Annotated in this window: 7 protein-coding genes and 1 pseudogene; 6 read left to right on the forward strand and 2 right to left on the reverse strand. The window is 62.6% G+C overall.

Annotated elements, in window-relative coordinates; all coding sequences use genetic code 11:
- Window positions 1-6 precede the first annotated feature (6 nt).
- Window positions 7-3,399: a non-ribosomal peptide synthetase gene (locus QRN70_RS27650; RefSeq protein WP_285421012.1), complete on the forward strand. Its 3,393-nt coding sequence runs from the start codon at window positions 7-9 to the stop codon at window positions 3,397-3,399.
- Window positions 3,400-3,429: 30 nt separating this feature from the next.
- Window positions 3,430-3,897, forward strand: coding sequence for an SRPBCC family protein (locus QRN70_RS27655; RefSeq protein ID WP_285421013.1), 468 nt, complete (start codon window positions 3,430-3,432; stop codon window positions 3,895-3,897).
- A gap of 146 nt (window positions 3,898-4,043) precedes the next feature.
- Here QRN70_RS27655 and QRN70_RS27950 read toward each other — a convergent pair whose 3' ends face one another.
- Together QRN70_RS27950 and QRN70_RS27955 are read right to left on the reverse strand one after the other, a co-directional pair.
- Entirely contained in the window at window positions 4,044-4,829 is a 786-nt protein-coding gene (locus QRN70_RS27950) for a methyl-accepting chemotaxis protein (RefSeq protein WP_502941686.1), read from the reverse strand.
- A gap of 69 nt (window positions 4,830-4,898) precedes the next feature.
- Window positions 4,899-5,924, reverse strand: a pseudogene (locus tag QRN70_RS27955) (HAMP domain-containing protein); the annotation flags it as partial.
- Window positions 5,925-6,238: 314 nt separating this feature from the next.
- Here QRN70_RS27955 and QRN70_RS27665 point away from each other — a divergent pair.
- The 4 genes from QRN70_RS27665 to QRN70_RS27680 all read left to right on the forward strand — a co-directional run bounded on the left by QRN70_RS27665 (window position 6,239) and on the right by QRN70_RS27680 (window position 11,596).
- Entirely contained in the window at window positions 6,239-6,739 is a 501-nt protein-coding gene (locus tag QRN70_RS27665) for a sigma-70 family RNA polymerase sigma factor (RefSeq protein WP_285421015.1), read from the forward strand.
- Window positions 6,739-7,752, forward strand: a complete 1,014-nt coding sequence (locus QRN70_RS27670) for a FecR domain-containing protein (RefSeq protein ID WP_285421016.1) — start codon at window positions 6,739-6,741, stop codon at window positions 7,750-7,752. The genes QRN70_RS27665 and QRN70_RS27670 overlap by 1 nt, the downstream gene beginning before the upstream one ends.
- Before the next feature lie 87 nt (window positions 7,753-7,839).
- The gene (locus QRN70_RS27675) at window positions 7,840-10,341 is read left to right on the forward strand and encodes a TonB-dependent siderophore receptor (protein WP_285421017.1); all 2,502 of its coding nucleotides are present in this window, start codon (window positions 7,840-7,842) and stop codon (window positions 10,339-10,341) included.
- A 76-nt stretch (window positions 10,342-10,417) separates the two neighbouring features.
- Entirely contained in the window at window positions 10,418-11,596 is a 1,179-nt protein-coding gene (locus QRN70_RS27680; protein WP_285421018.1) for a PepSY-associated TM helix domain-containing protein, read from the forward strand.
- Window positions 11,597-11,713: the final 117 nt, after the last annotated feature.

The raw sequence follows: 11,713 nt of genomic DNA on the forward strand, positions 1-11,713 counted from the left end.
GCTGACATGAGACGGCTCGACATTTTGCTGATCGGCGCCAGCCAGGCCCTGACCGACCTGGCGCAGGAACTCGAACAACACGGTCACGCCTTGATGCGCAGCGGCGCCGCGCAATCGAGCGTGGATCTGATCATCGACGATGGCTTCATCGGCGCCGGCGATTTCTGCGCCATCCCCCACCTGCATCTGCGCCTGGGTATCGGTGCACCGAGCAGTGCCGGTCTGCCGACCCTCGACCTGCTGTGTTTTCTCGGCTCGTCACTGATCAGCCGCGTGCCGATTGGCGATGAGCCGTCCGGCAACGGCCAGGCGCTGCGTCAGCGGGTGCTGACGCACGTGGTTGACGAAGTCGCGTTGCTGGTCAGCCGCTTCTCCCGCGATGGCGAGTATTTCCAGCAGGCAACGCCGGTCACCGCACCGGACTTCGAACAGGTGGAAGACCTGGGCTTTCTCGACAGCCTGGCCTACGTCCATCGTCTCAACGCCACGGCGCATCCGGTGTTGTTGCAACAGGCGCAGACCCCGCTGATCGAACGCCTGCAACGCAGCCTGATCGAGCACGCCGAGCGACCGGCGCTGCACCTGGCCGAGCAATCGATCAGCTATCGCCAGTTGCACGCGCACAGCCGGGCGATCCAGCAACGTCTGCAGCCACTGCTCGAGCAGCATCCGCAGCCGTGGGTGGTCGGCATTTGCCAAGGGAAAAGCCCGGCGCTGTTCGCCTCGATTCTGGCGGTGCTCGGTAGTGGCGCGGTGTATCTGCCGCTGGAACCGAGCCATCCGCTGCAGCGCCAGCAATACATCCTGCACAACGCCGGCGCGGTGTTGTTGCTGCACGACGGCGAGCACCCGCTCGGCGAATCGATGGCCGGGCTGGATGTCAGTCGCATCGACAGTGCCGACGTCGATCTCGGCCAACCGCTGATGCAACGGCGCCCACGGCTCGACGCACCGTGCATGGCGCTCTACACCTCGGGCACCACGGGTCATCCGAAGGGTGTCCTGCTGAGTCAGGCGAACCTCGCGCACTTCACCGCGTGGTACGCCGATTACGTGCAGTTGCGCGCTGCAAGTCGGGTCTTGCAGTTCTCTTCGTTGAGCTTCGATTCCTCGCTGATCGATATCTTCCCAACCCTGCTCGAAGGCGCCGAGCTGGTCGTGCCCGACGACACTCAGCGCCGTGACCCGCTGCAACTGGTGGCGTTGATCCGCCGCCGGCAACTGAGCCACGCGTTCCTGCCGCCGGCACTGCTGAGCATCCTGCCCCTGGAGCAACTGCACGGCGTCGAGGTGATGACCGGCGGTGATGTCTGCGAGCCCTACGTCATCGAACAACTGACCCGCCAGGGCAAGCTGCACAACCTCTACGGCCCGACCGAGGCCACCGTGCTGATCACCGCCCGGCAACTCAAGCCCGGCGACAGCAACCGCACCCTTGGCGCGCCGATTGCCAACAGTCAGGTGCTGATTCTCGACGACGATCTGCAACCGGTGCCGCAGCACACCGTCGGCGAACTGTTCATCGTCGGCCCCGGCGTGTGCCTGGGCTATCTGAACAATCCGCAGCAGACCGCCGAACGCTACCTGACCCTGCAACTGCCGCACGGCCAGTCGCTGCGCGCCTACCGCAGCGGCGACATGGCCAAGTGGGGCGAGCACGGTATCGAGCTGTGCGGGCGGCGCGACAATCAGGTCAAGATCCGGGGTTTCCGCGTCGAGCCGGAAGAGATCGAGCGTTGCCTGCGCGAGAGCCAGTTGTACCGTCAGGTGGCGGTGGTGATCGACAGCCAGCGGCGGATCCTGGCGTTTCTCGCCCAGCCGCAAGCAGATACCGCGCGCGATGGGCTCAAGGCCCACGCCCGGCAGTTCCTGCCGGACTACATGCAGCCGGTGGCCTGGACCGAATTGCCCAGCATGCCCTTCGCCAGCAACGGCAAGGTCGACCGCAAGGCCTTGCTCGAACTGCCGGTCAGCGTGCAGGACAGCGGCCCCAAATGCCTGCCGGCGAATGCCGACGAAGCGCTGCTGCTGGAGATCTGGGCGGAACTGCTGGAGCTGCCGGGCAGTGACATTTCCACCGACGAAAGCTTCTTCAACCTCGGTGGGCATTCGATCCTGCTGTCGCGGATGCTGCTGCGCCTGCGCGAAGAATTCGGCCGCAGCATTTCGATCAATCGCTTCATCGAACTGCCGACCATCAGCAAACTCGCCACCCTGGTGCGCGGCACCGACGACAGCGCCGTGCTCAGCGCCCAGGCCCTGGCCGACGCCGAGCGGCCACTGACCATCGAGGCGTTGCCGATCAGCCGCATGGGCGATGTGCACAAGGTCATCGTCACCGGCGCCAACAGCTTCGTCGGCGTGCACATCGTCGAGGCGCTGCTCGGTTGGGGCGCCAGCGAAGTGGCGTGTCTGGTGCGCGACGGCGGCACGCAGACAGCCGCACAACGCTTCGCCCAGGCGTTGCGCGACAACCGCCTCGAGCACCTGGACCTGAGCCGGGTGCGGGTCTACGCCGCCGACATCAGCCGCCCGCAACTGGGGCTCGCCGACGCCGATTACCAGCGCCTCGATCAACAGTTCGGGGCGCTGGTGCACAACGCCGCCAACGTCAATCACGTGCTCGATTACGAGTCGCTGGCGGCGGACAACGTCGAGCCGATTTTCGAGCTGCTGCGCCTGTGCGAAGGGCGCAGCAAGAAGATCTTCAACTTCGTCTCGACGCTGTCGGCTTCCAGCACCGTGGACGATCAGGGCCGCGTGCTGGAATTGCCCGCCGCGCCGACCCCGCCGATCTACATCCGCAATGGCTACAACCTGTCGAAATGGGTCGGCGAACGCATCCTCGAACGGGCGCGGGCACACGGCGTGCGGGTCAATCTGTATCGGCCCGGCAACATCAGCTTCAACAGCCTCAGCGGGGTCTGCCAGCCACACAAGAACCGCTTGATGCTGATGCTCAAGGGCTCGATCCAGCTCGGACAGGTGCCGGCCTTCGCGCTGAATTTCGACCTGATGCCGGTGGACTTCCTCGCCCGCTTCATCGCTTTCCACGCCAGCCGTTACGCGCCGGAACAAGCGGTGTTCAACCTGCACAACCCCGAACCCCTGAGCTGGGACGCCTACGTCGCCTCGTTCCGCGAAACCGGCCGCGAGTTCTCCCTGGTCAGCGTCGCCGACTGGCAGCAGCAACTGGGCCGGGTCGATGCCGACAACGCGCTGTTCGGCGTGCTCGGGTTCTACCTCAACGGCTTTGAGGAAGACATCGGCGACATCTCCCTGATCGGTCACGCCAATGCCCAGGCCGGCGTCCGGCAAATGGGCGCGCATTACCCGGAAAAATCCGCGGCGCTGCTGCGTCGCGGCTGCGACTACCTGAAAGAAATCAACTTCATCTGAACCAGGCAAACCCAACCAAGGAGCAACACCATGAGCAATCTGCAACCCGACACCCTGATCAAAAACCCGCAAGGCTGCCACGTCGTGTCGTCGGTGGAAGTGCCCGCGCCAGCCGCGCAGGTCTGGGCGGTGGTCGGCAACTTTGGCGGCTTCGAGCGCTTCATTCCGGCGCTGTCGCACATCGAAATGACCGGCGAAGGCGTGTCTTCGCTGCGCAAGAAATTCTTCAAGGACGGCAACGTGGTGGTCGAGCAACTCAACTCCCGCGACGACCAGGCACTGAGCATGACCTGGACCACGATCTACAACACCCTGGGCGTGGCCAATCTGTGGGCGGCGATGCATGTGCAATCGCTGGGGACGGGGAAGGCGCGGGCGACCTGGACGATCATTGCCGAGCCGGCTTCAGGTGGGGAAGAGGCCCTGCCGGGGTTCAAGGACTTCGTGCAGGGCTTTGCCGATGATGCGATGGGCAATGTGCTGAAGCTGTTTGTGTAACGCGTCGTTCAGGTGGTGATTGCACCACCGCGTTCGCTGGCAAGCCAGCTCCCACAGGTTCCAGGTCGGTCACAGATGTTGTGTTCGCCAGAAATCCTGTGGGAGCGGGCTTGCCCGCGATGAACGATAACGCGGTCTGCTGGACGTCAGATCTTGAAGCTGTCGACCAGTTGCTTCAAGCGGTTGGCCTGCTGCGACAACGCATCGCAATCCTTCAACGTTTCGTTGAGGTTGGCCACGCTCTGCTGGTTCAGCAGGTTGATCTGGTTGACGTCGACGTTGAGGGTTTCCACCACGGCGGTCTGCTCTTCGGTCGCTGCCGCCACCGACTGGTTCATGCCATCGATTTCGCCAATGCGCTGGGTCACGCTGACCAGCCGCAGGCCGGCCTGATTGGCCACTTCCACACTCTGCTCACTGGACGCCTGACTGGCGTTCATGGTGCTCACCGCCTCGCGCGAACCGACCTGCAGCGACGTGATCATTTTGTGGATCTCTTCCGCCGATTCCTGGGTGCGATGGGCCAGGTTGCGCACTTCGTCCGCGACCACGGCAAAACCGCGCCCGGCCTCACCGGCACGCGCCGCTTCGATGGCCGCGTTGAGCGCCAGCAGGTTGGTCTGCTGCGAGATGCCTTTGATCACATCGAGAATGTGCCCGATGTTGTCGGTGCTGGCGTTCAGGGTTTCGATCTGCGTGCACGACAGGCTGATCTTCTGCGACAGCTCGGTCATCGCCTGAATGGTCTGCTCGACCACCTGGCGCCCGTCATCGGCCTGCTCGCTGGCACCGCTGGCGTGTTGCGAGGCATCGGCGGCGTTGCGGGCGATCTCCTGGGTCGCGGCACCCAGCTGGTTGATCGCGGCGGCGACGCTGTTGGTGCGCGCGCTTTGCTCGTCGGAGCCGACGATCGAAGCGTTGGACGACACCATCACCCGTTGCGACAGATCGTGCACCTGGCGCGTCGCCGAGGACACTTCGCAGATCGACGCGTGAATGCGCTCGACGAACTGGTTGAACGAGCTGCCCAGCTCACCGAATTCGTCTTTGCTTTCCACCACCAGACGCCGGGTCAGGTCACCTTCGCCCTGGGCAATGTCCTGCATTGCCCGGCCCATGGTGATCAGCGGACGCATCAGTACGGTGATCAGCAGGCTGAGGAACACCGCAATCGCCGCTACCGCAACGAACATGGCGATCAGCGCGGAAGTGCGGAATTGGCTGAGGGCAGCGTAGGCCTTGGCGCGATCGATCGACAGACCGATGTACCACTCGGCATTCGGCAAGCCGCTGACCGGGGTGAACGACAGGATGCGTTCCTGGCCGTTGAGCACCACGTTCTGGTTGCCCTTCTCGATGCGCACGCTGGCGTTCGGGTAGATGTCCTTGAGGTTTTTCATCACCTGGTCCTTGTCCGGGCTGACGATCACCTGACCGTCGCCGCTGACCAGGAATGCATGGCCGAGGCCACCGAAGTCCACCGAGTTGATGATCTTCACCAGGGTTTCCAGGCTCAGGTCGCCGCCGACCACGCCGAGCAGCTCACCGTCCTTTTTCACCGGCATGGCGATGGTCACCACCAGACCACCCACCGCCGCCATGTAGGGCGGGGTCAGCATGGTCTTGTCAGCGGCTACCGCCTGCTTGTACCAGGGACGCTGACGCGGATCGTAGCCGTCCGGCATCTTCGCGTCCGGGCGCTGGGTGAACACGCCGTTGGCCTGACCGACGTAGGTGAACTGGAAATTGGAGGTGAACGCCGGTTGATCGACCAGCCCCGGCAGGTCGGCATTTTTGCCTTGGTGGGCGACGTTCTGCGCGAGGTTTTCCAGGACCAGGATGCGCCCGCTCATCCAGTTCTGCACGCTGCTGGCGGTGAGATCACCGGCCTGCTGGACGGAGGACTGGAGATTCTGGCCGATGGTATTTCGCTGCAGATAGTCGTTGTACAAGGTGAACAGCGCGAACGCCAGGACCACGACGCCCGAGGCGGCCAACAGGATTTTATGGCTGAACTTGAGATTCATTTCATGGGACTTCTTATGCCAAAAGTGGGGATGCGTTCCGGATGCAACATTCCATGTAACAGCGCAGGCAGCGTTTCTTCAGGCTGCTCTACTTTGGTGCACGCATGTCTCACCAGTCTGTCGGCACGCGGGCAGGAAATCTTAGCGCCGCACCACAAATGCATGGCTTTTCTCGCCGATTCCCGCCGAACGGCGTACTAGAGCGGTCGCCGCAGAGTTTTTTGTGACGGTTGTGCCGGCGGCGGTTGCAAATTACGTAACCCTTGATGACAATGCGACTAATTATCATTTGTGACGTTCGGGCTGACGCGTTGATGTCCTCACCTGAGTTGGCTGTACAGGCGCTTTACCTTAGTCATCACGGCTGGCTCAACGCCTGGCTGCGCGCACGCCTGGGCAATGCCGCCGATGCCGCGGATCTGGCCCAGGACACCTTCGTGCGCCTGTTGCAGCGCAGCGAACGCCCCGAGCTCAAGGCGCCCCGCGCGTTCCTGCGGACCATCGCCCGTGGCCTGGTCATCGACCATTGGCGGCGCGAAGAAATCGAACGCGCCTATCTGCAAGCCATTGCCCATCTGCCCGAAGCCGAAACTCCGGGCGCGGAAACCCGCGCGCTGGTAATCGAACTGTTGGAAGGCATCGCGCGCATGCTTGAAGGGCTGAAGCCGAAAGTGCGTCAGGCGTTTCTGCTGGCGCAGTGCGAAGGTTTGACGCACAAACAGATCGCCGCGCAAATGGGCCTGTCCCTGCGCTCGGTGGAACGTTATGTCGCCGATGCGCTGTACCACTGCTACATGCTGCGGTACGCCGACTGATGCCGGTGGATAATCTCGCGCTCGGGCGCCGCAGCGAGCCCCGCCAGCAAGTGGTCAAACAGGCGATTCACTGGCTGCTGCGCCTGCGTAACCACCACGACAATCCACGCCTGCATCGCCAGTGCGAACAATGGCGCGCCGCGCACCATGAGCACGAACTGGCCTGGCAACGCGTGCAGACACTGCAGGCGGAATTGACCCACAACCTGCGAGCCGTGCCCGGCGCGCAGGTGGCGCTGCAGACTCTGGAAAACAGCGCCCAGGGGCTGGGCCGGCGTCAGGCCTTGAAACTGTTGTCCGGCGCGCTGCTGGCAGGCTCCGCCGCGTGGCTGGCCAAGGATACGGCCAGTTGGCAGCAGTGGAGCGCCGACTACGCTACCGCGACCGGTGAACGCCGTGCCTTCCAGTTGCCCGACGGCACCCGCCTGGAGCTCAACACCGCCAGCGCGGTGGATCTCGACTACACGGCGCAGCAACGCCTGATCACTCTCAAGCGTGGCGAAATCATCGTCACCTGCGGCGGTGCCGACGAAGGCGCAGCGTTCGAGCGACCGCTACGAGTGGAAGACCGTCACGCCAGCTACCAGCCGTTCAAAGCGCGTTTCATCCTGCGCCAGGAAGGCGATTGCACACGCCTGAGCGTCACCAGCGGGCGCGTCGCCGTGCATCCACCACGCGGCGCTGCTGGCGCGTCGACCGAGGTGCTGGCCGGACAGAGTTACTTGGTCGATCGTCATCAGCTACGCCCGGCACCGCCGCTGGCCATGGATGCCGGCGCCTGGATTGACGGGCTGCTCGTCACGCGCGACATGCGCCTGGGCGATTTCCTCAGCGAGGTCGGGCGCTACCGCCACGGCTTCCTGACGTGCGCCGCGACAGTGGCGGATCTGCGCCTGTCCGGAGTATTCCGTCTCGACGATACCGACAAGCTGCTGGCGGTGGTGGCGCAGACCCTGCCGGTGCAGGTGCGCTATCGCACTCGCTGGTGGGTGACCCTGGAACGCGTTGGCTGAAATTTTTTTGGCGGGTTTTCGCCGCAGGTCCGGCTTAGTCAATAAGCCCTTCAACTCAGCCTTCGCGACTTCCTACGGAAACCTACAATGACTGCGCGCGTGACCTGTAAGACCCCTCTGAATTTCACTGTTGAATCCGGCCTGTTGCGCCAGGCCGTACGGGCAGCGTTGCTGTCCGCCGCGCTGGGCGCGGGCCTGCTGCCAACGGTGAGCATGGCCACCGGCGCCGTCGAGGCCAGCAGCCAGCGCTATGACGTCGCGGCCGGCCCCCTGGGCGACGCGCTGAACCAGTTCGCGCGTCAGGCCGGGATTACCCTGTCGATGACGCCGCAACAAACCCAGGGCCGGCAATCGCCAGGCGTACAAGGCGAATACTCCATCGAACAGGCGCTGAGCCATCTGCTCGGCGGCTCACAACTGGAAGCCGTCACTCAGGACGGCAGCAGCTACGTGCTGCGCCCCGCCGCCGCAAGTGAAGCACTCGCCCTGCCGACCACTGACATCAAAGGCTTCGCCCTCGGCAACGCCCTGGGCAGCATGGACGGCTACAACGCCACCCACAGTCAGATCGCCACCAAGACCAGCACCGCGTTGCTGGAAACCTCGCAAAGCGTATCGGTGGTGACCCGCGAGCAAATGGACGATCAAGGCTCGCAGACCGTCTCTCAGGCGATGCGCTATGCCCCCGGCGTGCTGACCAACCCGTATGGCGCCACCCATCGCTATGACTACGTGGCGATGCGCGGCTTCAACGACGGCTCAGTGGACAACATCTACCTCGACGGCCTCAAGTCGATGGGCGACAGCGGCACCTACAGCACCATGCAGGTCGATCCGTATTTCCTTGAGCGGGTCGACATTCTCAAGGGCCCGTCCTCGGTGCTCTACGGTCGCAGTTCACCCGGCGGCCTGGTGGCCCTGACCAGCAAGAAACCGTTGTACGAGGCCTATCATCAGGTGCAAGCCACGGTCGGCACCCAGGGGCAGCGCGGGCTCGGTTTTGACTTCAGCGGACCGGTCGATGACGACAAGCGTATTGCCTATCGTCTGATCGGTTTGACGGATCAGTCCGACACGCAATTCGACCACAACAAGGAAAAGCGCTTCGCCCTCGCGCCGACCGTCAGCATCGATTTCACTGAAGACACCTCGCTGACCCTGCAGGCGTACCTGCAGCATGATCCGGATGGCGGCTACCACGGTGGTGTACCGGCCGATGGCACGATTCATCCGCGCAACGGCAATCGCCTCTCGCCACACTTTTTCGAGGGCGAGCCGGGGATCGATGGCTACTCCCGCGATCAGCAGTCGTTCGGTTATCAGTTCGAACATCGCTTCAACGACGTCTTCACGGCGCGGCAGAACTTCCGTTACCTCGACTCCAAAGTGAACATGGATCAGGTCTACGCCTATGGCTGGACGTCGCCGACCAGTAACCAGCTCAACCGCTACTACACCGGGGGCGACGAGCGCCTGCATGCGTTCATTGTCGACAACATGCTCCAGGCGGAATTCTTCACCGGCGCGACCAAGCACACGCTGCTGATGGGTGCCGATTATCAGCGCCGCAAAACCGTGGTCGACTGGACCAGCGGCGGCCTGGCACCGATCGATGCGTTCAACCCGGTGTACGGCAATTCGACGATTACCCCATACGGTGACACCAGCTACCTGCGGCGCCTCGAGCAGACCGGGGTCTACCTGCAAGATCTGATCGAGATGGACCAGTGGCGCTTCTCCCTGGGCCTGCGTCAGGACTGGGTGGAAACCTCCGATGAAAACCGCATCGCCGAAGCAGGTCGCCCGGTCGGCACCGAGATCAACGACCGCCGCACCAAGCTGACCGGCCGCGCTGGCGCGCTGTACCTGTTCGAAAACGGCCTGGCACCGTATATCAGCTACTCCGAGTCATTCAATCCGAACTCCTATGCCGACAGTGCCGGCAATCCGCTGGCGCCTACCGACGGTACGCAGTGGGAAGTCGGCCTGAAGTACCAGCCCCCGGGCACCGACAACCTGTTCACCGCCTCCCTGTTCCGTATCGACCAGGAGAACCTCGCGACCAAATTGCCGCAGGAAAACTTCTATCGAGCGGTAGGCGCTGTGCGCTCTCAGGGCCTGGAGCTGGAAGCGCACATGCAGTTGACCAACAACCTGAAAGTTCTGGGCAGCTACACCTTCACCGACATCGAGTACTCGAAATCGATGGTCAGCACGCTGAGCACGCCGACCGATGTGATCGAGAACAAAGGCAACTCACCCACTCAGGCACCGCGCCACATGGCTTCGCTGTGGGCCGACTATAAATTCGCCAGTGCCACGCTCGATGGCCTGCGCCTGGGCGGTGGTGTGCGTTATGTCGGCTCCAGCTGGGCGGACGCGGAAAACACCCTGAAGGTGCCGTCCTACACGCTGTTCGACGCATCGATCGGTTATGACCTGAGCAAGGTTGGCTTGCAGGGCGTCGACGTACGCCTGAATGCGAACAATCTGACCAACGAATCCTACGTAGCGTCCTGCGCCAGTCTGAACTTCTGCTACATGGGCGAAGAACGCAACGTGGCGGCAACGATCAGTTATCAGTTTTAAATCAATGTCTGAGGCATAAAAAAGCCAGTCCCTGAAATTCAGGGACTGGCTTTGTCGTTTTCGTAGGGAAATTTTCATGCGCGCCTTTTTCGTGTTGTTGCATCGCTACATAGGTTTGGCGACGGCAGTATTTCTGCTGCTGGCCGGGCTCACCGGGAGCATTCTGGCGTTCAACCATGAGCTGGATGAGTGGCTCAATCCGCAGTTTTACGCAGCCACTTCGACCGGTGATCGACTGCCACCTGGCAAGCTGGTCGACGCCGTGCAAGCGGCGCATCCGCAGTTGCAGGTCTGGTACATGGAGTATCCGAGCGAGGCAGGGCATACCGCCCTGCTGGCGGCGGTTCCACGCACTGATCCGGCCACCGGCAAGCCATTCGCTGAGCGTAACCAGGTGTTCTATCTCGATCCGGTGAGTGGTGAGCAAACGGGTGCGCGTTATTGGGGCGAGTGCTGCTTCCAACGGGGGAACTTCGTTCCGTTCATTCTCGAGTTTCACTACAACCTGACATTGCCCGGCAACTGGGGTCTGTGGTTGATGGGACTGGTCGCGGTAGCCTGGGTCATCGACTGTTTCATCGCCTTGTGGCTGACCTTGCCGCGTGGCGGACCGTTCTGGCGCAAGTGGTCGACGGCCTGGAAGATCAAGGGCGGACATGCCTACCGACTGAACTTCGACCTGCATCGGGCGGGAGGTTTGTGGCTGTGGTTGTTGCTGCTGCCGATTGCGCTCAGCAGTGTGGCGATGAACCTGCCGAGCCAGGTCTTCAAACCGGTGGTGTCGTTGTTTTCACCGATTGAGCCCAGTGTCTATGAAGCGCGCGGCCGCCTGCCTGCCGAGGCGCTGGGGGTTACCCGCCTTACTTATCAACAGGCCTATGAGCGCGCGGAGGAAGAGGGGAAAAAGCTTGGCCTGACCGCCGCCATCGGGGAGCTGTATTACAGCTTTGAATACAACTTCTACGGCGCGGGATTTGGTCAGCATGACACCGAGGCACATGGCAAATCCTGGTTGTTCTTCCATGGAACGGATGGCCGATTACTGGGACAGGAGATCGCAGGACAGGGCACGTTGGGGGAGCGGTTTTATCGGTTGCAGCTGCCGATACATGGCGGACGGATCATTGGTTTCACCGGGCAAGTGATGATCGCGGTGTTGGGCGTTCTGATCGCGGGGTTGTCCGGGACGGGCGTGTATATCTGGTGGCGCAAGTGGCAGGCACGTAGAAGCAGCAAGGCACGCAAAGCTGTCTGAATTCGCTAGCCCTGAAACGACAAAACCCCTGTCTGCGTCAGCAGACAGGGGTTTCGGAATTCAATCTTGACGATGACCTACTCTCACATGGGGAAACCCCACACTACCATCGGCGAT

This window comes from Pseudomonas sp. efr-133-TYG-5, assembly GCF_030209175.1.
Lineage (GTDB): Bacteria > Pseudomonadota > Gammaproteobacteria > Pseudomonadales > Pseudomonadaceae > Aquipseudomonas.